Annotated in this window: 19 protein-coding genes; 12 read left to right on the forward strand and 7 right to left on the reverse strand. The window is 72.5% G+C overall.

Going from position 1 to position 21284, the window contains the following annotated elements; genetic code table 11:
• Positions 1-65: 65 nt before the first annotated feature.
• Both WME95_RS26015 and WME95_RS26020 read left to right on the forward strand, forming a co-directional pair.
• Entirely contained in the window at positions 66-551 is a 486-nt protein-coding gene (locus WME95_RS26015; RefSeq protein WP_437902096.1) for a response regulator, read from the forward strand.
• Between the two features lie 78 nt (positions 552-629).
• Entirely contained in the window at positions 630-1493 is an 864-nt protein-coding gene (locus tag WME95_RS26020; protein ID WP_437902097.1) for a sulfurtransferase, read from the forward strand.
• Positions 1494-1539: 46 nt separating this feature from the next.
• Here the strand turns inward: WME95_RS26020 and WME95_RS26025 are convergent, their stop codons facing one another.
• Positions 1540-2118 carry a hypothetical protein gene (locus tag WME95_RS26025; RefSeq protein WP_437911030.1) on the reverse strand — a complete coding sequence of 193 codons (579 nt, stop codon included), beginning with the start codon at positions 2116-2118 and terminating at the stop codon, positions 1540-1542.
• Positions 2119-2278: 160 nt separating this feature from the next.
• Here WME95_RS26025 and WME95_RS26030 point away from each other — a divergent pair, with 160 nt between their 5' ends.
• Positions 2279-3229, forward strand: a complete 951-nt coding sequence (locus WME95_RS26030; protein WP_437902098.1) for a hypothetical protein — start codon at positions 2279-2281, stop codon at positions 3227-3229.
• Between the two features lie 38 nt (positions 3230-3267).
• Here the strand turns inward: WME95_RS26030 and WME95_RS26035 are convergent, their stop codons facing one another.
• Positions 3268-4623 (reverse strand): ABC1 kinase family protein, encoded by a 1356-nt coding sequence (locus tag WME95_RS26035; protein WP_437902099.1) that lies wholly within the window; start codon positions 4621-4623, stop codon positions 3268-3270.
• Here WME95_RS26035 and ybaK point away from each other — a divergent pair.
• Positions 4601-5086: a Cys-tRNA(Pro) deacylase gene (gene ybaK / locus WME95_RS26040; protein WP_437902100.1), complete on the forward strand. Its 486-nt coding sequence runs from the start codon at positions 4601-4603 to the stop codon at positions 5084-5086. The genes WME95_RS26035 and ybaK overlap by 23 nt on opposite strands.
• Positions 5087-5218: 132 nt before the next feature.
• Complete coding sequence (locus tag WME95_RS26045; protein WP_437540757.1) at positions 5219-6052, forward strand: hypothetical protein; 834 nt, start codon at positions 5219-5221, stop codon at positions 6050-6052.
• On the opposite strand, the gene WME95_RS26050 is transcribed toward WME95_RS26045, so the two are convergent.
• Complete coding sequence (locus WME95_RS26050; RefSeq protein ID WP_437902101.1) at positions 6026-6544, reverse strand: DUF2243 domain-containing protein; 519 nt, start codon at positions 6542-6544, stop codon at positions 6026-6028. The genes WME95_RS26045 and WME95_RS26050 overlap by 27 nt on opposite strands.
• 225 nt (positions 6545-6769) lie before the next feature.
• Between WME95_RS26050 and WME95_RS26055 the strand changes: the two genes are divergently transcribed.
• Positions 6770-7606 carry a hypothetical protein gene (locus tag WME95_RS26055; protein ID WP_437902102.1) on the forward strand — a complete coding sequence of 279 codons (837 nt, stop codon included), beginning with the start codon at positions 6770-6772 and terminating at the stop codon, positions 7604-7606.
• Positions 7607-7635: 29 nt separating this feature from the next.
• Here the strand turns inward: WME95_RS26055 and WME95_RS26060 are convergent, their stop codons facing one another.
• The 3 genes from WME95_RS26060 to WME95_RS26070 all read right to left on the reverse strand — a co-directional run bounded on the left by WME95_RS26060 (position 7636) and on the right by WME95_RS26070 (position 10400).
• Positions 7636-7995 (reverse strand): hypothetical protein, encoded by a 360-nt coding sequence (locus WME95_RS26060; protein WP_437902103.1) that lies wholly within the window; start codon positions 7993-7995, stop codon positions 7636-7638.
• 101 nt (positions 7996-8096) lie between these two features.
• Positions 8097-9479, reverse strand: a complete 1383-nt coding sequence (locus tag WME95_RS26065) for an MFS transporter (protein WP_437902104.1) — start codon at positions 9477-9479, stop codon at positions 8097-8099.
• A gap of 132 nt (positions 9480-9611) precedes the next feature.
• Positions 9612-10400, reverse strand: coding sequence for an SDR family NAD(P)-dependent oxidoreductase (locus WME95_RS26070; RefSeq protein ID WP_437902105.1), 789 nt, complete (start codon positions 10398-10400; stop codon positions 9612-9614).
• A gap of 372 nt (positions 10401-10772) precedes the next feature.
• On the opposite strand from WME95_RS26070, the gene WME95_RS26075 reads away from it, so the two are divergent.
• Complete coding sequence (locus WME95_RS26075; RefSeq protein WP_437902106.1) at positions 10773-11714, forward strand: hypothetical protein; 942 nt, start codon at positions 10773-10775, stop codon at positions 11712-11714.
• Positions 11715-11826: 112 nt separating this feature from the next.
• Here the strand turns inward: WME95_RS26075 and WME95_RS26080 are convergent, their stop codons facing one another.
• Positions 11827-15714, reverse strand: a complete 3888-nt coding sequence (locus tag WME95_RS26080; protein WP_437902107.1) for a serine/threonine-protein kinase — start codon at positions 15712-15714, stop codon at positions 11827-11829.
• Between the two features lie 304 nt (positions 15715-16018).
• On the opposite strand from WME95_RS26080, the gene WME95_RS26085 reads away from it, so the two are divergent.
• From WME95_RS26085 to WME95_RS26105, 5 genes are all read left to right on the forward strand, one after another.
• A complete protein-coding gene (locus WME95_RS26085; protein ID WP_437540773.1) occupies positions 16019-16285 on the forward strand; it encodes a hypothetical protein in 267 nt (88 codons plus the stop codon).
• Positions 16286-16353: 68 nt separating this feature from the next.
• Positions 16354-17178: an SDR family oxidoreductase gene (locus WME95_RS26090; protein ID WP_437540775.1), complete on the forward strand. Its 825-nt coding sequence runs from the start codon at positions 16354-16356 to the stop codon at positions 17176-17178.
• A 463-nt stretch (positions 17179-17641) separates the two neighbouring features.
• On the forward strand, positions 17642-18658 hold the full coding sequence (locus WME95_RS26095; RefSeq protein ID WP_437902108.1) for a hypothetical protein: 1017 nt from the start codon (positions 17642-17644) through the stop codon (positions 18656-18658).
• 192 nt (positions 18659-18850) lie between these two features.
• Entirely contained in the window at positions 18851-19921 is a 1071-nt protein-coding gene (locus tag WME95_RS26100; protein ID WP_437902109.1) for a hypothetical protein, read from the forward strand.
• A gap of 332 nt (positions 19922-20253) precedes the next feature.
• Complete coding sequence (locus WME95_RS26105) at positions 20254-21282, forward strand: substrate-binding domain-containing protein (protein ID WP_437902110.1); 1029 nt, start codon at positions 20254-20256, stop codon at positions 21280-21282.
• Positions 21283-21284 lie beyond the last annotated feature (2 nt).

Consider the following 21284-nt stretch of genomic DNA (forward strand, 5'->3'; position numbering starts at 1 on the left):
GAGCGAAGAGCCGGGGTGAGCACGAACCGGCGAGAGGGTGGCCCCGTGCTGCAAGGATGCGGGCAATGGCGTTCAACGACCTGAGATACTCATGGCGCAAGAGGAGCGAACCACCGGCGAACGCGCCGCCACGCCCCGTGATCCTCGTGATCGACGATGACGCCGCGGCGCGAGACTCGCTCGACTTCATCCTGAGCGAGAAGTACGACGTCCTGCTGTGCGCGTCGGCGAGGGAGGGGCTGGCCGCCTTGCGCGACGGCGTCTACGCGGTCGTCCTCGACGTGAAGATGGAGGGGCACGACGGCTTCTGGGCGTGCGACCAGCTCCGGAAGAGGCAGCCCGATATCCCCATCATCTTCTATTCGGCCTACCAGAACATCAAGGACCCCGCGAGGGTCATCAGAGAACATCGGCCGTTCGCCTATGTCATCAAGGACGGTGACATCAACAGGATCTTGACGTCGATCGAGACCGCCGTGCGAGTCTACACGTTGACGATGGAAAACAAGCGGTTCAACGATTCCTTGAAGGGCACCAGGCGCGACGGCTGACGGCGACCGACGTCCGGCGCCTCTGGATGCGTGTTGCCGCCGTCCTCCACGGCCTACCTGTCACCGAGGTCTTCATCCATGACGTTCGCAAACCCACAGGCTCTCGTCGACACCGGCTGGCTGCAGGAGCACCTCGACGACCCCGATCTGCGCATCCTGGACTGCACGGTCTTCCTGACACCGACGTCGGGCGGCGTCCACGTCGAGAGCGGGCGCGCCGCGTGGGCCGAGGCGCATATCCCGGGCAGCGCGTTCGCCGACCTCCTCGCGGATCTGTCGGACCGAGGAGATCCATCGCCGGTGATGATGCCTCCTGCGGAGCAGTTCGCGGCGGCGATGTCCAGCTACGGCGTCGGCGACGGCGTCCGGGTGGTGCTCTACGATGCCTCGATGAACATGTGGGCGGCCCGCGTCTTCTGGATGCTGAGGGCGTTCGGCTTCGACCACGCCGCCGTGCTCGACGGCGGGTGGCGGAAGTGGACGGCGGAGGGCCGACCCGTATCGGCCGACGCCGTCAGGCATGCTCGGGCGCGGTTCGTGGCCCGGCCTCGCGCCGGCTGGATCGTCGGTAAGAGCGGGGTGCTCGCCGCGGTGGGCGACACGGACACATGCATCGTCAACGCGCTGTCGGCCGAGGAGCACGCCGGAGAGGTGACGCGCGTCGCGCGGCCCGGGCGCATTCCGGGCAGCGTCAACGTCCCCGCAGGCGCTCTGGTCGATCCGAGCTCGCACGCGTACCTGGCTCCGGCGATCCTGCGGGACCGCTTCGAGGCAGCCGGAGCCCTGGGGCGCAAGCGCATCATCACGTATTGCGGCGGCGGGATCGCGGCGTGCAGCGATGCCTTCGTGTTGAGCCTGCTCGGCGCGGAGAACGTGGCCGTCTACGACGGGTCCCTGGCCGAGTGGACGGCGGATCCCGCGCTCCCGCTGGAAGTGGGCTGACGCGCTCGGGCCCAGGCGCAATCACCAGCGTCGAGCGCGCCGGCCGTCACGGCTCCGGAACGCCCTCTTCGAGCCACGTCCGCGCGCTCTCGGCGGTGAGCTTGAAGTCCGGGGGCACCCTCGACCGCCTGACGGTCTCCCCTGCCGCGTCTCGCCCCGTGAGGATGGCGTGGGGATCGTCCTCGTCGGGCACGATGTCGAGGTCCACCCGCATCCGGGCGCCGCCCCCGACCACCGTCGTCACGCTCCGGTGCAGCTGCGCCCGGCGTTGCTGGTCGTGCCGCGAGAGGATCTCGTTCGCCGTCTTCACCAGGGTGGCGAAGGCGCTCGCGTCGAGCGGCTTCGGGTTCTTCTTGTCACGCCCCATCGTCCACGGCCCCACCAGCGAGGGCTCGCTCTGGCCGTCGCACGTCATCTCGACGGCCCACCCATCGTCGTCCTCGTTCTTGATGACCCGCGCCGTCCACCCGTTCCCCTTCCAAAGCTTCGGGTCCTGATCTTCAGGACGGATCGGGTGCGTCTGCCCGACCTCGTCGTGCGCCGCGTCCGTCGCATCGTGCGTCGTGTCCATGGACGCGTCGGTGTACCCGCCGCGCGCCCGGCGCGTCCACCCCCTCCCGCGCATCTCGGGCATTTCCTGTCAGCCCCTCACGGCGCTGGACCACCTCCCTTCAAGTCCGAGGGAGGCATGGCAACGGCGTCGTTCAAGCGCCGCTGCAGGTCTGGATCGCCACAGACCTCCGCCGCGGGCTGGCTGACGGCCGCGGAGCTGCGACACTCCGCGCATGCTCCTCCACCGGCGCCCCTTCCTGGCCGTGTGCGCCGCAGCCCTCGCCCCGAGCACCGCCGTCGCCGACCCCGCCGGCGCCGCGCCGCCCTCGCCGCCGCCCGCCGGCGCCGCGCCGCCCTCGCCGCCGCCCCCCGCTTCCCCGCCCGCCTTCGACATCCGCGACCTCCAGGTCCCCGGCGATCGCGCCCTCGGCAGGCGGTTCACGCTGCTCGTCCCGAAGCACCTCGCCCCGGGCGAGCGCGTGCCGCTTCTCGTGCTCCTCCACGGCCTTGGCGAGACCGGCGACGAGCGCCTCGGCGCCTTCGCGTGGCTGGAGCGGTACGGCCTCGGGCCGGCCTACGAGCGGCTGCGCCGCCCGCCGCTCGGGCGCACCTCGCGCCGCAAGGACTGGACGGACGCGCGGCTCGCCGAGGTCAACGCCGCGCTCGCGGCGCGGCCGTTCCGCGGCCTCGCGATCGCGTGCCCCTTCACGCCCAACGTCCACAAGGCCCCGAACCCCGCCGCGGCGCTCGACGGCTACGCGCGCTGGCTCGCGGAGGTGGTCCTGCCGCGCGCCCGCGCCGAGGCGCCCGTGTTCGACGACGCGGCCCGCACCTCGCTCGACGGCTGCTCGCTCGGCGGCTTCATCGGGATCGAGGTGTTCCTCCGCCGGCCCGAGCTCTTCGGCGCCTGGGGCGGCGTGCAGTCCGCCATCAGCGCCCACCGCGCCCCTGCCTACGCCGACCGGCTCGCCAGGGCCGTCGCCGCGGCCGGCCCGCGCGCTCTCCACCTGCTCACCAGCGAGGGAGACCCGTTCCGCGACGCGAACGCCGCCCTCGCCGCGCAGCTCGCGAAGCGGTCCATCCCCCGCACCCTCCGCGTCCTGCCGGGCCCGCACGACCAGCCCTGGCTCCGCGAGGCCGGCACCATCGAGATGCTCCTCTTCCACGACCGCCGCCCGCGCTGAGCCGGTGCCGCGCGCTCGGCCGCCTACCCGAGCGGCGCCTACCCGAGCAGCCCGGCTTCCCGCAGGAACGCCCCCTCGACCGCGGCGTAGTCGGCCTCCACGTCGAGCCGCGCGAGGACCGAGTAGAACCCGAACTGGAGCCGGTTGAGGAACAACATGCCCGGCGGCAGCTGCACGAACCCGCTGTCCTTCACGAGGATCTGCTCCTTGATCGCTTTCACGCCCTCCACGAGCCCCGTCACGTAGGCCCGCGTGACGCGGAACGGCGCGCTGAACAGCGGCTCGAAGCACCGGCGCGTGTACGCCAGCGAGAGCTCCTCGAACCGCCCGCCGCGCGTCCCGAGGATGAGCGCCGCGTGGCGCGCGAACGCCGCCTCATCCTTGCGGAGCGCCGCGAGGTGCATCGCTCGCCCGTGCTCGAGCCGCGCGCCGTCGAGCGGCTCCACGCAGCCGAAATCGAGGAAGGTGACCCGGCCGTCCTCGTGAAAGAGGTAGTTGCCCGGGTGCGGATCCGCGTTGAACATCCCGCCGACGAGGTTGCCCTTGAAGACGAAGCGCCACAGCGTCTCGGCGTAGGCGCGCCGGGTGCGCTCGTCGCGCGTCGCGGCCTCCTCCAGGGTCGCGCCGCGCGCGAGCTCGGCGGTGAGCACGCGGCGCGACGAGCGGGCCGCGATGACCTCGGGGATATGGATGGTCGGATCCCCCCGGTGGACGCCCGCGAAATAGCGCTGTCGCTCCGCCTCCAGGACATAGTCGAGCTCCTCGAGGAAGCGCGCCCTGACCTCCTCGAGCACCCGCTTCGAGTCGAGCGCCCTGGGCCCGACCGCGCCGACGATCGCCTGGAGCACGCCGGCGTTCTCGAGGTCGCTCGCGAGCGCCCGGTCGATCCCCGGGTGTTGCACCTTCACCGCGACCGCGCGCCCATCCGCGAGCGCAGCGCGGTGCACCTGGCCGATGGAGGCGCTCGCGAACGGCGCGTCATCCCAGGCCGCGAAGAGCTCGCCGATGTCCGCCCCGAGGTCCTCCTCGACGACCGCGCGGATGGCCGCGGGCGACGACGTCGGCGCGGCGGCGCGGAGCGAGCGCAGCGCGGCCTCGTAGGCCGCTCGCTCCGGCTCGGGGACGAAGCCATCGACGTAGCTCGCCATCTGGCCGACCTTCGCGGCGAGCCCCCGCATCGTGCCCAGCACCTCGGCCACGTGCGCCGCGGCGTCCGCGGCGGCGTCGCCCCGCCGCCCGAGCAGGTGGGCCGCCCCCGCGCGCGCCCCGAGGCCCGCGAGGCGGACGAAGCGGTTCAGCCGGCCCTCGGGGAGCTTCTTCTCGATCGTCATCGGCGCAGCCGGCGCGTATAGCATGGCCCGGCCCACCCCCATGAAGACCAACGCCGCGCGCATCCTCGACAGCCTCGGCATCGCGTACGAGCTGCGCACCTACGAGGTGGACCCGAGCGACCTGACCGCGGGCACCGTGGCCAGGAAGATCGGCCTGCCGCCGGAGCAGGTGTGGAAGACGCTTGTGGCGCGCGGCGATCGCCACGGCGTTTGCTTCGCGGTGGTGCCGGGCAACGCCCAGCTCGATCTGAAGGCGATGGCCAGGCTCACCGGCGACCGGAAGGTCGACACGGTATCGCTGAAGGAGGTCCAGCCGCTCACCGGTTACGTGCGCGGCGGGGTCACGGCGCTGGGCGCGAAGAAGGCCTATCCCGTCTATGCAGACGAGACGATCGAGCTCTTCGAGGTCGTCTCCATCTCGGCCGGCGTGCGCGGCACGCAGATCCTCGTCGCTCCCGGCGATTATCTGCGCGCGACGAGGGCGAAGGTCGGCGCCATCGCGTCGCCCGGCGGCGACGCGGATTGAACACGTCGCCCGGCGGCGACGCGGATTGAACGCGTCGCCCGGCGGCGACGCGGATTGAACGCGCGCGCCGCCGGATCCGCGGTATGATGGCAGAGCTCGCCTCCGGTCCGGCGCCGGGCGGCGACGAGGGATATGACCAGAGCGGCATGCGACCTGCGCGATCCGAGCGAGCTGAGCACCGCCGAGCTGCGGCAGCGGTGCCGGGGCTGCAAGCCGTGGGAGCTCGGGCTCGGCGCGGTCCAGCTGGCCGCCTCGGCGGCGGCCGGAGGCGCCGTGCTCGCGGCGGCCGGCGCCTGCATTCCGGGGCTGGTCCAGTGCATCAGCGTGGGTCCCGCGCTCGCGGCCGGGCTCGCGGTCTGGGAGTCGATCGGCGTGGCCAGGGGGTGGCTCCCGGGCGCGGCGTACCGCGATGAGCTCGCGTTCCGCGCGTGGCACGCGGGGCTCTCGCCGTGGGTCGGGCCAGCAGCGCAGCGCCGCTGGGCGAGGCGCGCGCTGGCGCGCCGGCCCGCGGCCCCCGACTGGCTGCTCGTCCTCGAGGGCATCGCGCCGGCCGGCGGAGGGCGCCGCTGGGTCAAGGTCGAGCTCTCGCTGTCCCCCTCCTCGGACGGCCCGTTCCGCTCGCAGGCCAGCGGGCACGCGCTGCTGCGCGCGGGCGGCGACGGCGCAGAAGCGCCGCACGAGCGGCGCCTCGCGCTCGAGGAGCTCGACGACCTGAGGCGGGCCGTCGCAGAGCTCCCGGCGGGGCTCTCGCTGGCTCCCCCCGCCTCGCCCCGGGATCCCGCGGTGTTCAACGGCCGCTGCGAGCTGCTCATCGCCAGGAGGACGCCGTTCGCCGCGGCCCAGCTGACGAGCGCGTTCCCGTCGCTCGAGGCGGGCCCTCAGGCGCCCTCGCTGTCGCTGTTGCACCGCCTGGTCCAGCTGGCCTGGTGCGGGGGCGAGTCAGGTCCGAGCCGGCGCGGCGGCTGACGCGGGCGCCTCGCGCATCAGGCGCCGGCCGACCAGCACCAGCAGGACACCGGACGCGAGGAAAGCCAGGTCCCAGCCGAGCTGCCCCGGACCTGGACGGACATGGTGGATCTGCAGGAGGTGATGGTCGATCACCCCCTCGACCAGGTTGAACAGCCCCCAGCCCATGGCGGCAGCGCCCGGGAGCATCCGTCCCGGGAGCTCGGCTCCGCCCACGCGCAGGGCGCCCCAGAGCTTGAACACACCTGCCACAGTGAGGCCCAATGCGACAACGCCGAACAGACCGTCGGCGAAGATGTTCCGCCTCACATCGTCGATGGTCGCGCCTGGATGGCAGCTGAAGCAGATCAGGTGATGCCACTGCAGGAGCTGATGAAACAAGATGCCGTCGATCAGGCCACCTGCGCCCATACCGAAGAGCACTCCCGCCGTCTTCACGGCGCGTGATGTCCTCGTGGCGGTGGTGATCTCGAGCGGGCGGGCTGTGCTCATGAAATCCTCCTGAGCGCGCCCCCATGCGAGCGGCAAACCACAGCCGTCGGGCGGCGGAGGACGGATCCAGCGGGCGGGCGGGGCGACCGGTTCGCCGCCGCGGCGCCGCGCCGGCCGGCGCGATCTGGCAGCTCCCGACTCCGTGAGCTGGCCACGTCGGGCCTGGCATGGAGTTGGCACATGCGAGGATCCCACGTAGCCGCAGAAATCGCTGAAAGGTGCCAGATGGACAATCGAATGAACCCGGAACGCGCCGCAGGAACGGCGGAGCCGGAGCACCAGGGTCCCAGGCCGGTCCCCTACACGTACCATGACGGTCGCGAGGACTACCTCCATGTCGGCCGCCGGGAAGGCGCGGAGTCGGATCAGCCCGAGGCGCTGATCCCGCCTTCGGAGCGGGTGACGTCACCTGTCCAGGCGACTTCCCTGCCGCCCGAAGCCGCGTCCGTGACCCCCGAGGCGACGGCGCTGCCGCCCGAGGCGACCACCCTGCCGCCCGAAGCCGCGTCCGTCACCCCCGAGGTGACGGTGCTGCCGCCCGAGGCGACCGCCCTGCCGCCCGCGGCGGCGCCCGAGTCTCCCTGGGCGACGCCGCGCGCAGCGGCGCAGCGCCCTCAGCAGGCGCTCCGGATGAGCGAGATCGTCACGCGCGGGCTGCGGACCGGCGCCGTGCTGACGGCAGCGACGATGTGCACGATGATGGCAGCGTCCACCCTCAAGCGCGGATCGCCCTGGGCTGCGATGAACGCCATGGTGGCGGCGGTCGGCCTCGGCGGTCGCCGCGTGAAGGACCGGTTCGACCCGGTCGCCACGCCCACCGGGGTCGCGGCGCTCTCCATGGGCATGCTCATGTGGGGCATCGGCTACGAGACGGCGCTCAACGCAGCAGGGCGGCGCAGCGGCGCGCTCACGGGCGCGCTGTCGGCGCTCGGCGGCTTCTTGCTCGACGATCTGGTCATGCCCGACCGGCTCATGAAGGGCTTCCGCGACAAGATGGGCGCGCTCGGCACCGTCGGCAGGTACGTCGCCCTCGGCGTCGCGAGCGCCGTGGCCCCGCGGTGAGCGCGCGAGGCGCCGGCGCAAGCGCCCCGCTATCTCTGCCCGGCGGCCTTGCGGTCCTTCTCGCCCGGCTCCTCGTGCTGGGGCAACGCGCCTCTCGGCTGCGCGTGTTCGGTCGCGCCGCTCTCCGGCGGCGGCTCCTCCTCGGGCGGGGCCGCCGCGCCCTCGGCCGTGGCCTCGGCGCCGGTCTCCCGCAGCTCGAGCGAGCCCGCGGGGCCGCCGCGGCCCGACTCCTCGTACGGCCCGCCGCCGAGCGAGCCCGGCGCGCGGAGCTCGGCGTCCTTGGGGTGCGGCCCGTCGAGCCGGAAGATCCCCTTCGATTGATCGACCTCGTCGAACCGCCTGTTCTCCTGCGCCTGCGCCTCGGACCGCTGCTTGGCCTTTTGCCCCATGATCCCCTCCCTCGCCCGGCGCGCAGTGCGTCGACCGCACACACGCCCGCCTCGACCCGCGGCGTGCATGCGAGGTGCCGGACCGCGCCGGCCCCGCCCGCTCACGCGGGCCGCGCCGCGCCCTGCTCCCCCGAGGCGGCCCCCGCCGCGACCGGCTGGGTGAGCTGCTCGGAGGGCGTCCCGGCGGCCATCTGCTGGGCGACGATCAGCTCCCGCGCCTGCTGCCGCAGCCCGGGGAGCCTCGCGGCGAACACCGCCGCCGCTGCGACGCAGCACGCGCCGCCCGAGGCCACGGTCGCGGGCGCGCCGATCTTGCCCGCGAGCCAGCCGGCGAGCAGCGCGCCGAGCGGGGCCATCCCCATGAACATCATCGCGTAGACCGCCATGACGCGCCCGCGGAGCGCGTCCGGCACCATCGCCTGCACGAGCGTGTTCGACCCCGCCATCTGCACCATCATCGAGAAGCCGACGGGCACGAGCAGGAGCGCCGAGAGCCAGAACGACCGCGACAGGGCGAACAGCCCGAGCGCCACCCCGAACCCCGCGCAGGCCGCGGCGACCCAGCGGCCGAGGCCCCGGAGCCGCCTCCGGCTGGCGAGGACGAGCGCGCCAAGCAGCGCCCCGACGCCCGACGCGCCCATCAGGATGCCGAGCCCCTGCGCCCCCCCGCGCAGGATCCGATCGGCGAAAATCGGCATCAGCACCGCGTACGGCATCGCGGTGACGCTCACGACCCCGAGCAGGACGAGCAGCGCGCGGATGGCCCTGGTGCGCGCGACGAACCGGAAGCCCTCGACCGTATGGGCGAACGCGGAGACGCGCCCGGCGGCGGCCGGACGGGGCGCGACGCGCATCGCCAGGAGGCTCCCGAGCACGGCAAGGAAGCTCACCCCGTTCGCGACGAAGCACCACCCCTCGCCGATCGCGCCGACGAGGATGCCCGCCACCGCCGGGCCGAGGATCCGCGCGCCGTTGAACATCGAGGAGTTGAGCGCGATGGCGTTGGCGAGGTCCTCCCTGCCCACCATCTCGACGACGAACGCCTGCCGCGTCGGGATGTCGAACGCGTTGACGACGCCGAGGAGCACGCTGAACCCGAGGATGTGCGGGACCTGGACGTGCCCGCTCAGGGTGAGCGCGCCGAGCCCGAAGGCGAGCGCCATCGCGGCGGACTGCGTGGCGAGCAGGATGCGGTGGCGGCTCCGCCGGTCGGCCACCGTGCCGCCGATCGGGGCGAGCAGGAAGACGGGGATCTGCGTCGCGAACCCGACGGCGCCGAGCAGCAGCGACGAGCCCGTCAGCCGGTAGACGAGCCACGACTGGGCGACCGACTGCATCCAGGTGCCGACCAGCGAGACGAGCTGGCCGGCGAAGAAGAGCTGGTAGTTGCGGTGGCGGAGCGCGCGCAACAGCGACGGGGCGGAGGCCGCCGAGCGCTCACCACGACCCGCCGCGGGCGGCGGCTCCGCTTCAGGCTGACCCATGGCCGAAGTATGGGGCGCGGAAGGCCCGGGAACCCGGGGTTCGGAGGATCCGAGCGCGGCGGGGTGAGGCGCGTGGCCTCCGGCCGGGCTCCGCCGCGGCGCGCTCCCCCGGGCGCCGCCGCGGCGCGCGGATCAGCCCCCGCCCGCGTAGTTGGCGGGCCACGCCGCCGAGAGGAGGCCCCCGTCGACGGCGACGTCCTGGCCGGTGATGAACGAGGCCTTGTCGCTGAAGAGGAAGGCGACGAGCGCGGCTACCTCGTCGGGCCCGCCGACGCGGTTCATGGCGTGGAGCGACGCGGCGAAGGCGCGTCCCTGGGGATCGTCGAGGCGCCAGCCGGCCGTCGACATCTCCGACTCGACGACGCCGGGGCTCACCGCGTTGATGCGGATCCCCTTCTGCGCGTACTCGACCGCGGCGGTGCGCGTGAGCGCGACGAGGCCGGCCTTGGAGGCAGCGTAGACCGCGAGCCCGGGGAAGAAGCGCGACGCGGCCACCGACGCGCAGTTGACGATCGAGCCCCCGCCGCTCGCGAGCATGGCTTTGATCTGGTACTTCATGCACCAGAAGACGCCGCGGAGGTTCGTGTCCATGACCAGGTCGTAGTCGGCGTTGGACATGTCGGCGAGCGGCATCAAGAAGCCGGATCCGGCGTTGTTGAAGCTGCAGTCGAGGCGCCCGTAGGTGGACACCGCGGCCTTCACGAGCGCCTCGACGTCGCCCTCGACCCGCATGTCGGCGGTGACCCAGGCGATCTCCCCGCCGCGATCCTTGACGGCCGCGACGAGCTCGCGCCCTTGCGCCTCGCGCCGCGCGCTCGCGACCACCTTGGCGCCCTCGGCGGCCAGCGCGACGGCCGTCGACCTGCCGATGCCCGAGCTCGCGCCCGTGACGATGACGACCTTGTCTTTCAGAGCTCCCATGCCTCACATCCCTCGCGAAGGTGGCCGGCGCCTCCGTGACAGGCGCCGGCGCTTGTGAAATGCAGAGTTGAGGAACAACCGTCTTCGACCGTCTGGAGCGCAAATCGAGCGCGCAGAGCGGGCCAGTGACGATGCCAAGGGCGGGTACGAAAGGGAAGCGATTCCGGCGTTCTACGCGCCTCTACACGAGACGCACACGACACGCACACGACGCGCACACGACGCGCGACATGGCTCCTTGTGCCGTGATGTCGCGCGTGCGTCGCCCTGGTCGCGCCGGGCTGCGCGGATGTGGGTCACGTCACCCTCGACCGAGGTGGCGTCGGCGCGGAGCGCGCGGCCACGGCGGAGATGGGCTATAGGCCAGCGTCCATGAACCGACCGTACCTTATCGCCGGCGCGCTCTTCCTGGCCGGCCACCTCTTCGCGCTCGGCTGCAGCGCCCCCAAGCCGGAGCCCGAGATCGCGTCCTCGGCCTCGCAGAGCGGCTACGCGGAGCGCTACCCGGCCGAGCTCCAGGCGACGGCCACGTCGTTCGGCGAGCGCGTCGACCTCGCGAAGCGCGCCACCGAGCAGTTCGCGGGCTATCCCGACCAGCTCAAGAAGCCGGACTGGAAGCTGGTCCTCGACGTCATCGAGCAGGCGGACGCGGCGGGCCGGAGCTACGACTACGTGGAGCGCGTGCGCGCCGTCGACGGCGCGGCGGCGTTCTTCAACGACAACAAGGAGGACCTCACCCGCAAGGTGAGCGGCGCCGCGCAGTACGTCGTCAAGCAGAAGGGGTGCGACGTCGACGTCACCGGGGCCACGGCGCACGCGCTCGAGGACGGCGTCGAGCGCCAGCTCGAGAAGTACGTCCGCGAGCGCAGCGAGGCGCACCGCCGCATCGAGCGCTACCGCGCCTCGCTCGGCAAGGAGAACGCCGCGACGCTCGAGAAGCAGGCCGACGCCGTGAGCTTCGTGAGCTACGTCGTCCACATCGACATGGTCGAGCACAAGCTCCGGCTCCGCCGCATGCTCGAGGAGATCGAGACCATCAAGAAGTCGATCGACGAGGCGGTCGAGGCGGAGCGAGCATTCCAGTCCTCAGGCAGCCGCACCGACGAGGAGAAGAAGGCGTCGGAGGCGCGCATCGAGGAGCTCGGGCGCAGCAAGGCGATGCTCGACTCGTCCGCGACCCAGGCGAAGCAGATCGACGAGACGATGGAGGAGCGCATCGTCGCGGCCCAGAAGACCTACCGCGAGGCGATGGACCGCCTGATCGCCACCCTGCGCAAGAACGCCGGCCTTCCGGCGGAGCCCCGCGAGGGCTGAGCCCGGTCCCGTAGGCGCCAACCAAGCTTCGCGCCGCGTTCTCCTACATCCGAACGTTCACGTTCACGTTCACGTTGGTAACCGATGGTGGAAGGGGGCGGGCTTCTTCTCCCTATCCCGCCCACCGCGCGGCCATCTCCAGCGTCCGCTGGTTCTCCGGTATCGTGAGGAACCGCTCCCTCCACACCGGATCGCTGATCTTCCCCGCCCTCTCCATCAACCTCTCCCTCGCCGCCGCGATAGCCGCCGCGCAGTCCGCCTCCATCCCGTTCGCCGCCAGCGCTTCCGCGTAGACGTTCCTCACCGCGGACTCCCCCTCCTCGATCGCCCCGAGCGCCTTCAGCATCGAGAACGCCTCCCCCGCCGCCGAGAGCGCCTCGTCGAACCTCCCCAGCCCGAGCAGCGCCCTCGCCCTCGCCGCCACCGCCGCCGCGCGCAGCGGCGGCGCGCTCTGCAGGAGCTCCGCCGCCGCCCTCGCCTCCTGCTCCGCCCCCTCGAAGTCCCGCGCGAGCAGCGCGATCCGCGCGAGGTACGTCCGCGCGCTCCCCTCCGTGCGCGGATCCCCGAGCCGCTGCGACAGCGCGATCGCCTCGCGCTCGGTCCGCTCCGCCTCCTCGATCCGCCCCCGGTAGCCGAGGACGTGCCCCAGGTTGCTGAGCGTCGCCACCGCGAGATCGTGCAACCCCATCCGCTCCGCGCCCGAGAGCGCGCTGCGCAGCACCTCCTCCGCGCCCGCGAAATCCCCGAGCTCCGCGTGCATGTACCCGACGTTCATGCGGAACGCGCACGCGTTGCCGCGGTCGCCCGCGCGCTCGAACGCCGCGAGCGCCGCGGACAGCCCCGCGAGGCACGCGCTGGGATCGCCGCTCACGAGCGCCCGGGCCGACCGCGCCGCGTGCAGCCGCGCCACGACCTCGACCTCCCGCTCCGCGAGATCCGTCCCGTCGCCCTCGATCGCGTCGATCAGCGCGTCCGCGAACGCGTAGCGCCCCCCGAACACCAGCAGCAGCGCCCCCTCGCCGAGGCACATGTGCTTCGCCACGAGCGCGCCCTCCGCCTCCGCCTCGGCGGCCTGCGCCGCGCTCATCCAGCGCTCCACCCGCTCGAAGCCGCCCAGCTTGCCCGCGGCCATGGCGACGTGCTTGATCGCCGAGAACCACGCCGCGGAGCCGGCGGGCAGCCGGTCCACCGCCTCGGTCCCGCGCTGCTCCGCGAGCGCGAGCTCCCCGCGCCAGACGTGCGCCTCGGCCTCCACGAGGCGCAGCGCGCCGAGCGCCTGCGCGTTCGGGCCGCACGCGACGCCGCGCTCGGCGCGCTCGATCGCCGCGGCGAGGTCCTGCGCCCGCAGCGCCTGCTCCGCCGCGCGGCAGTACGCGGCCGCGGCCCGCGACAGCTCACCGCCGCGCTCGAAGTGCTCGCCGAGCGCCATCGCGTCCACCGCGCCCGCGCCCGCGCGCGACAGCCACTCGCCGGCGAGCCGGTGCCCGAGCCGCCGGTCGCCGTCCGTCAGCATCCCGTAAGCCGCCTCCCGCACGATCGCGTGCTGGAAGCCGTACTCCACCTCGCCGGGGAGGCTGCCCTCGCCGCGCCGGGAGATCACCTCGCGCTGCTCCAGCTCGACCAGCGTCGGCGCGACCTGCGCCCCGCCCACGAGCGCCGACACCCCGCCCTGCCAGAACGTCTGCCCGAAGACGCTCGCCGCCCGCAGCGCCCGCCGCGCCTCGATGTCGAGCGCCTCGATGCGCGCCTGCACCATCGCCACCACCGTCTCGGGCAGGTCGGCGCCCTTGCCGTCGGCCACCGCGCGGAGCTGCTCCTCCAGGTAGAACGCGTTGCCGTCGGCGCGGTCGACGATCATCGCGAGGAGCTCCGGCGCGACGTCCTCGCCGAGCACCTGGCGCACCAGCCGCTCGCTCGCGCGCCGCGGCAGCCCCGACAGCTGCACCTCGTGGACGCCGCGCCCCGCCCAGAGCTTCGGGAAGAGCTCCCGCACCTCTGGCCGGCCGAGCGCGAGCACCATCAGCCGCTGATCGCCGAGGTTGCGGAGCGCCGAGTCGACGAGCAGCACGCTCGGCAGATCGCCCCAGTGCAGGTCCTCGAGCACGAGCAGCACGGGCCTCGCCGAGCACTCGGCCCTGAGGAGCTCCTCCCAGGCGACGCGGATCTGGTCGCTCATCAGCACCGGGCTGCGCCGCGCCGCCATCAGCTGCACGCTGTCGCCGTCGGGGAACGGCACGCCGACGAGCTCCCCGAGGAACGCCGCGGTGCGCGCCGACTCGGCGTGGCCGTACCGCGCGACGCGCGCGCGGAGCTTGCGCTGCCGCGCCTCGATGGGCTCGCCCTCGAAGAGGCCGATGGCGCGCCGCAGCGCCGGCGCCAGCAGCGCGAAGGCCGAGCCGGCGCTCATCGGGTCGCCGCGCCCGATCCACACCTCCAGGTCCTCGCCGCGGTCGCGGAGCCGCCGGATCAGCTCGGAGCGCAGGCGGGATTTCCCTGCGCCCGCGGGCGCGGTCACGAGCACGGCGCTCGGCGTCGACTCCTCGACGCAGTGCGAGAACGCCGCCTCCAGCAGCGCGAGCTCGCGGTCGCGCCCGACGCACGGCGTCGGCTTGCCGAGCAGGGGCGGCGTCGAGGCGAGCTCCTCGCGCTCGCCGTGCAGGCGGAGGCCGCCCGCGTCGCGGGTCACGTCGAACCGGGCGCCGAGCAGCCCCGCGGTCACCTCGTCCATGCAGACGGCGTGCGCGCCGGCCGGCGCGGGCGCGTGCGCGGGCGGCAGCAGGTGGACCGCGCGGTCGATGAGCTCGCCGACCGGCAGCCGCGCGGACATCTCCGCGCGGCCCGTGACGAGCGCGACCGGCACGCTGCCGAGCAGCGCGTTCAGCGCGAGCGCGCAGCGGGCGGACTGCGCCGCGAGGTCGGTCGGGGCGCCGCCGGCGGTGAGCACGATGAGCGGCGAGCGGGACTCCAGGATCTCGAGCTCGCCCTGGTAGCGCTCGGCGACGGCGATGAGCGCCTTGCTGCGCTCCAGGTCCTCCTCCTGGGAGCGCGTCGCCTCGGCGTCGCCGCTCGCGTCGCGCGCGAGCACGAGGCACATCATCTTGCGCTCGTTCGTGGTGATCTCGCCCCCGCGCAGGGTGTTCGACGGGCGGCTGCTCGCGGCGCCGACGCTCGCGTCGTCGAGCGCGAGCAGCTCCGCCGCGACCGCGTCGCCGTCGCGGGGCCGGTCCTTCTGCGCCTTCGCGAGCATGCGCGCGACGAGGTCGTCGAGCGCCTCGGGGATGTCGCCGCGCAGCTCCCGGAGCCGCGGCGGATCCTCGAGGATGACCTTGATGAGCACCGAGAGCCCGTCGGCGCCCTGGAACGCCGAGCGCCCGGTGAGGCACTTGAAGAGCACGCAGCCGAGCGAGAAGACGTCGGCGCGTGGGTCGATGTTCGGCTCGCTGCGGGCCTGCTCCGGCGCCATGTAGCCCGGGGTGCCGAGCATCGTGCCGGGCATGGTGAGGTGCCGGTCCATGGCGCCGAGGCGCACAACGCCGAAGTCGATGAGCGTGACCCCCTCGATCGCGCCGCCCACGAGGAGCAGGTTGCTCGGCTTGAGGTCGCGGTGGACGATGCCGGCGCGGTGCACGACGCCGAGCGTCGACGCGATGCGCGACGCGAGCGCGATGCTCTCGGCGATCGTGAGTGAGCTGCGGGTGAGCCGCTCGGTCAGCGTCTCGCCGGCGAGCCACTCCATCGCGAGGTAGGGCTGCCCCGCGTCGGTCGCGCCGTGCGCGATGTAGCGCACGATGCCCGGGTGCCGCAGCGCGGTGAGCGCCTCGAGCGCCTCGACCTCGCGTGCGAACCGGATCGCCTCCTGGAGCCCTCGCCGCTGCAAGACCTTCAGCGCCACCGGCTCGTTCGTGACCAGATCGCAGGCGCGGTAGACGTCCCCCATCCCGCCCGAGCTGGCGAGGCGCTCGATCAGGAAGCGACGGTCGATGACGTCTCCCACGCGCATCTCGTCCCCGCCTTACCTGAGACCTCGCATGAGCCTGCTTACAACGGAGTAAACGAACTCGGCCCCGATCGCCAGCGACTCCGCCCCCAGCGGCCGGACGAGGCTGCCCGCCGGCGGCTGCGAGCCCGATCGAAGTGTGAGCTGCCAAACATCGCTCATCAGCGCCAGCGTGGGAAGGGACATTTTCTCCCCACCGAGGCAAAACGTCCTGTCTGCGGGGCGCGTGTCACAGGGGCGCATTGCGCTCGTCACCCCGCTTGGGCCTCGATCGCCATGGCACGACCCCTGCTGAGCTGATGGGATCATGAAGGCGAAGCTCTCGAAGAAGCAAAAGAGGAAGCTCAACAAGCTCGCCCGGAGGGCCCTCCGGCCGGTGGCCGCGGCGGCGAGCCTCGCAGCGGTGTTCGCGGCCGGCCTGTACAGCGGTGAGGCGAGAAACTATCTGAGCAGCGCGAAGACCGCCGTGAGCCGGAAGGTGAGGGCGTGGGCGGGCGCGCTGTGCGGTTTGAAGCTGGCCAATGGCGTATCGGGGAGAGCTCACCCCGACGTCGAGCTGGCGCAGCCGTCATGAGGCGCGCCGCCGCGGGCCTGCACGACCGCCTCGCGCCTCGGGCGGTCCTGGGGTAGGTTCGGCCGCCGATGGACACCCGAACTTATTTCCAGGGCAAGAGCGTTCTCATCACCGGCGGTTCGAGCGGCATCGGGCTGTCGTTCGCCAGGCTCGTCGCGGGATACGGCGCCGCGGTCACGCTGGTGGCGCGCCGCCGCGCGCTCCTCGACGAGGCCGCCGTGGGCATCCGGCGCGAGCACCCGTCCGCGCGGGTCGACGTCCTGGAGCTCGACATCAGCCGGGCGGACGACGTGGCGCGGGCGATGGAGTCGCGGCTCGCCGAGCGGCCGATCGATCACCTCGTGAACAACGCGGGCGTGGTGATGCCGGGGCGCTTCCTCGAGCTGCCGGTGGATCAGTTCCGCGGCATGATGGACGTGAACTTCTTTGGCGCCGTGCACCTGTGCAAGGCGGTGCTCCCGGCGATGGCGGCGCGCGGCAGCGGTCATGTGCTCAACGTCTCGTCGCTCGCGGGCGTGATCGGCATCTACGGGTACACGCCGTACGCGGCGAGCAAGTTCGCGCTGATCGGCTTCTCGCAGGCGCTGCGCGCGGAGATGTGGCCTCACGGCGTGCGGGTGAGCGTGTGCATGCCGCCCGACACCGACACTCCGCAGCTGGCGTTCGAGAACCAGTACAAGCCGGCAGAGACAAAGGCCATTGCGGGCAACGTGAAGACGCTCGAGCCGGACGCCGTGGCGCGCAGCATGGCCGACGGCATGGCGCGCGGGCGGTTCGAGATCTACCCCGACGTCGGCTCGCGCGTGAGCGCGATCGCGCAGGGGGTCATTCCTGGGGTGGTCCGGTGGGTCTGCGACAGCGCGCAGCGGAAGGCCGGGCCGGCGGTGGGGTGACGCGGGAGGGCGATAGAAGGGCGGGACTCGTCGCCTGAGGTCCCCCGACAATTCCAGACACTGCCATTGAACGCAAAGCTGGCATCACCCGTGAATAAGCGGCGATACGAGGACGAGTCAGCGATGTCGTCGCGGTCAAGGTGCTCGACGTCGAAGGTGTCAAGAAAGCTGCTGGTGTTCGTCAAGTAGGGCTGCCCGCTCGCCCCACCTCGCGCCAGGCCTCGAGACGAGCATCGTAAAGAATCGCCGGTGCTCAGCCCTTGATGGCGGCTGTAGATCTGGCGCGCACCGCCACAGCGCGCGAGATCACGCCTGGTCAACCTCCATCGCCTGGCCCCCCGACAACCCGGCGGCTTCCGGGGCTTCCACCGACAGCCTCCTTCTGGTACGTGGGGCCGTCGCCCGGGGCCCCGGCTCCGGAGCGGCCCTTCAGACCGAGGCTCGGCCAAGGAGATCCGCACCCGTGCTAAGGAACACACGCCGCGTCGCCGCGCTCCCGCTGTGCATCGCCCTGCTGGCCGGCGCGGCGGAGGGTCGCGCCGAGGCCCCGCCGGAGGCGGTCGCCCGGCTCATGGCGCAGGCGAACGCGGCCGCTCGAGAAGATCGGCTCGCCGACTCGCGCGACCTGTGGATGGCGGTCTGGCGGCTGGAGCGCGCCCAGGTCGCCGCGTGCAACATCGGGGCGCTGTCGCTCCGGCTCGGCGACGCGCCGGCCGCCGTGCGCTGGCTGTCGCTCTGCCAGGAGATCATGCGCGCGCCCAGGACGCCCGCGGAGCGCGCGCTCGTCGCGTCGCGGCTCAGCGACCTGGCCCGCGCGCGGCAGCTCGCCGGCGAGCTCCACGTGGTCGCCCCCGCGGGCTCGAAGATCACGATCGACGGCGCGCCCGCCGAGCTCGAGGGCGACAAGCCCATCCCCGTCGCCCCCGGCCACCACGTGGTGCGCGCCGTGCTGGACGGCGACGTCGCGACGGCCGAGATCGACGTGCCGCGCGGCGAGGCGCGGGAAGTCGTGCTCACGTTCGCTGCCCGGCCCGCCGGCGTCCCTGCGCCGCTCCCAGGCCTCCCGGCCGCGCCCGCAGGCGCGCCGGCGCCGCCCCCCGGCCCCCGCGCCTCCCCCCTTCCCCCCTCGCCTCCCCGGCCCGGGCCGCGGCCGGAACTCGTCGCCGGCGGCTTCGGGCTCTCCGCCACCCTGGCGGCGATCGGCGGCGTGATGCTCGTCGGCGCGGAGAAGAAGGACGACGCGGGCGACACCGCCGCGCTCTCCGCAGGGCCGAACCGTTGCTTCCGGCTGACCCGGCCGATTTGCCAGCAGTCGGCGTCGGCCTACGACGACGCGATCGCCTACCGGGGCGTGGGCCTCGCCGGCCTCATCGCGGGAGGGGCCGTGCTGGCCGCCACGCTCGGTTACACATTCTATCCGCGCGGGCCAGCGGAGATCACGGTGTCGGCCAACGGACTTACGTTGACGAGCTCGTTTTGATGTGCGCTTCGACCATGCGCCCGCTCTGATCGACGGACGCTTCGCACGCTGCGCGATCTTGTGAAAACTTGCGTGACGGCGGCCGCCTGACCGCGGCATACTGCGCCCCGAGACGACCTGGCAAACGACACCCCGGCGGATTGGGGCCGCCTGGGTGCCGGCGCCACAGCCTCGTGCCGGAGGACTGGACGCATGGGTAGACCCATCGCGCGTTGTGCTGCTGCTCTGCTCTTTCTCATCATTTCGGCGACCTTCTTTGCGTGCGGCGACGGGCCCTACGTGGGTGGAAGGTGCGCGACCACGGACCACTGCCAGTCGGACCAGCAGAATGTGCCGGGCACGATCTGCGTCGATGAGCACTGCGAGTGTGGCGAACCGGGGAAGGTCATCTGCTGCGCGCGCGGCGACGACACGCCGAGCTGCTTCGAGGAGTGCCGGACCTGCGACGAGTGCGCCGAGGGCACGGAGGAGTGCTCGGGGGTGCCGGTCCCGCCCGGGAGCTGCGAGGGTGACGCGGAGTGCCCCGGCCCGCCGGACCCGCGGTGCGGGGTCGGGAGGTGCGCGGACGGCGCGTGCGTCGTCGAGATCGAGCGAGGCCCGATCGCCTCGCAGATCCGCGGCGATTGCAAGGTCGAGGAGTGCACGGCCGAGGGCCGCGTGGTCAGCGTGACGGCCGTCGACCCCTACGACGACGGCAACCAGTGCACCCTCGACGCCTGCGAGATCGACGAGCCGCGACATCTCGTGTTGGATGGCGTCGCATGTCCCGCCTCGGGCGCCGGACGATGCCATGAGGGCGCGTGCGTGCAGTGCGTGGACACAGACCCGACGCTGCTGTGCCCTGGCGGGCTCGCGTGTGATGGTGTCTGGTGCGTGCCGGAGCACTGCGTGAACGGCGCGCGAGATGAGGGGCCCCGCGAAACAGGATTGGACTGCGGCGGTTCATGCCGTCCCTGCCCATCGAGCGAGCGCTGCGAGGCCGCCACGGACTGCGAGAGCGGCGTGTGCACGAACGGAAGCTGCATGATCCCGACGTGCAGCGACGGGATAAAGAACGGCCTCGAGGCCGGCGTCGACTGCGGCAAGCTATGGTGCCCGCGCTGCCCGGTGGGCGGGGGCTGCGAGACCGGCGCAGACTGCCTGAGCGGCGTGTGCTGGAGCGGCGTCTGCCAGGCGCCGACCTGCACCGACGGCGTGCAGAACGGCGACGAGGCCGGCGTCGACTGCGGCGGCGCGGCTTGCGCCGCGGCGTGCCCCGAGTGATCGCGCCGCGGGCAGGAGGCCGACGGCGACCATGAGCTTCCAGGACCGTCGTTGATCCCTGAGTCCCCCGCGGATCAAACGCCGCGCTGCACCCCCACATCATGAGCGCATGTCGCCCCCGCTCCCTGGAGCAGGTGGGTTCGCACACGACCCGCCCCCTGAGGTGCTCGCAACTCGGACACGTTGTCCCCGACTTTTCCGTTTGGGTCGTTCACGCGAGGCGCGACATCGACGGGGTGCGTCCGCTAACCTCGCGCCGGGGGATTCCTGTGTCGCGGCTCGGCGACACCGACATCGACGCGCTTTTCGCAGGCGAGGAGGGGAGAACTGCCGTGAAAGACAAGAATCGTTTCTGGAAGCTAGCGTTTGCAGCGTTCGCGGTGCTGTCCATGACATGGATCGCCGGCTGCGCTCAGGGGGGCGGAGACGAGGCGGCCAAGGGCCACGACGGCGACGGCAAGAGCGCCCCGACGACAGCCAAGGTCGTCAAGCTCGCCTTCGTGACGAGCGGGACGAGCGAGTTCTGGCGCATCGCCGGGGCCGGAGTCCACAAGTACGAGCAAGAGGCGAAGATTCAAGTGGACATCAAGGCGCCGCCGAACGGCACGCCCGAAGAGCAGAACCAGATCCTGGAGAGCCTCGCCAGCCAGGGATACGACGCCGTCGCCGTGACCGTCCTGGCGCCGAACGATCAGGTGGCCGTGCTCAACAGGGTCGCCGAGAAGGTCAAGCTGATCACGTTCGACTCCGACGCCCCGAAGTCGAACCGGCTGCTCTACATCGGCACGAACAACTACGAGGCCGGCAAGGCGCTCGGCAACGAGATCGTGAAGATCCTGCCGAACGGCGGGAAGATGGCCGTCTTCGTCGGCATGTTCGCGGTCGACAACGCGACCCAGCGCCTCAAGGGCATCCAGGACGTGGTCACCGCCCACAACATCCAGATCGTCGACAAGCGCGAGGACAACGCCGATCGCGCCAAGGCGCGCGCGAACGTCGAAGACATCATCAACGCCCACCCGGACCTCGACGTCGCGACCGGCCTCTGGTCGTACAACGGGCCGGCCATCATCGCGGCCGTCGAGGCGCTCGGGAAGAAGGGCAAGGTCATCCCGGCCGTGTTCGACGAGGAGGACGTGACGCTCAGCGGCATCGAGAACGGCACGGTGGCGTGCACCGTCGTGCAGAAGCCGTTCCAGTTCGGCTACCTGTCGAGCAAGTGGATGCACGAGCTCGCGACGAAGGGCGACGCGGCCATGGCCGCCATCCCCAAGGACAAGATGGTCGACACCGGCGTCGACGTGATCCGCAAGGAGAACGTGGCGGAGTTCAAGGCCAAGCTCGTGGAGCTGAAGAAATAGCC

Source organism: Sorangium sp. So ce327 (genome assembly GCF_051530205.1).
GTDB lineage: Bacteria > Myxococcota_A > Polyangia > Polyangiales > Polyangiaceae > Sorangium > Sorangium cellulosum_B.

What these genes read in the sequence shown, in the direction of transcription:
- WME95_RS26055 (WP_437902102.1), top strand. Translation starts at nt 6,770, where the DNA reads ATGGACAATCGAATGAACCCGGAACGCGCCGCAGGAACGGCGGAGCCG.
- WME95_RS26035 (WP_437902099.1), bottom strand. Translation starts at nt 4,623, where the DNA reads ATGCGCGCGGCGTTGGTCTTCATGGGGGTGGGCCGGGCCATGCTATAC.
- WME95_RS26045 (WP_437540757.1), top strand. Translation starts at nt 5,219, where the DNA reads ATGACCAGAGCGGCATGCGACCTGCGCGATCCGAGCGAGCTGAGCACC.
- WME95_RS26020 (WP_437902097.1), top strand. Translation starts at nt 630, where the DNA reads ATGACGTTCGCAAACCCACAGGCTCTCGTCGACACCGGCTGGCTGCAG.
- WME95_RS26060 (WP_437902103.1), bottom strand. Translation starts at nt 7,995, where the DNA reads ATGGGGCAAAAGGCCAAGCAGCGGTCCGAGGCGCAGGCGCAGGAGAAC.
- WME95_RS26070 (WP_437902105.1), bottom strand. Translation starts at nt 10,400, where the DNA reads ATGGGAGCTCTGAAAGACAAGGTCGTCATCGTCACGGGCGCGAGCTCG.
- WME95_RS26090 (WP_437540775.1), top strand. Translation starts at nt 16,354, where the DNA reads ATGGACACCCGAACTTATTTCCAGGGCAAGAGCGTTCTCATCACCGGC.
- WME95_RS26075 (WP_437902106.1), top strand. Translation starts at nt 10,773, where the DNA reads ATGAACCGACCGTACCTTATCGCCGGCGCGCTCTTCCTGGCCGGCCAC.
- WME95_RS26080 (WP_437902107.1), bottom strand. Translation starts at nt 15,714, where the DNA reads ATGCGCGTGGGAGACGTCATCGACCGTCGCTTCCTGATCGAGCGCCTC.
- ybaK (WP_437902100.1), top strand. Translation starts at nt 4,601, where the DNA reads ATGAAGACCAACGCCGCGCGCATCCTCGACAGCCTCGGCATCGCGTAC.
- WME95_RS26025 (WP_437911030.1), bottom strand. Translation starts at nt 2,118, where the DNA reads ATGCGCGGGAGGGGGTGGACGCGCCGGGCGCGCGGCGGGTACACCGAC.
- WME95_RS26030 (WP_437902098.1), top strand. Translation starts at nt 2,279, where the DNA reads ATGCTCCTCCACCGGCGCCCCTTCCTGGCCGTGTGCGCCGCAGCCCTC.
- WME95_RS26100 (WP_437902109.1), top strand. Translation starts at nt 18,851, where the DNA reads ATGGGTAGACCCATCGCGCGTTGTGCTGCTGCTCTGCTCTTTCTCATC.
- WME95_RS26065 (WP_437902104.1), bottom strand. Translation starts at nt 9,479, where the DNA reads ATGGGTCAGCCTGAAGCGGAGCCGCCGCCCGCGGCGGGTCGTGGTGAG.
- WME95_RS26015 (WP_437902096.1), top strand. Translation starts at nt 66, where the DNA reads ATGGCGTTCAACGACCTGAGATACTCATGGCGCAAGAGGAGCGAACCA.
- WME95_RS26050 (WP_437902101.1), bottom strand. Translation starts at nt 6,544, where the DNA reads ATGAGCACAGCCCGCCCGCTCGAGATCACCACCGCCACGAGGACATCA.
- WME95_RS26085 (WP_437540773.1), top strand. Translation starts at nt 16,019, where the DNA reads ATGAAGGCGAAGCTCTCGAAGAAGCAAAAGAGGAAGCTCAACAAGCTC.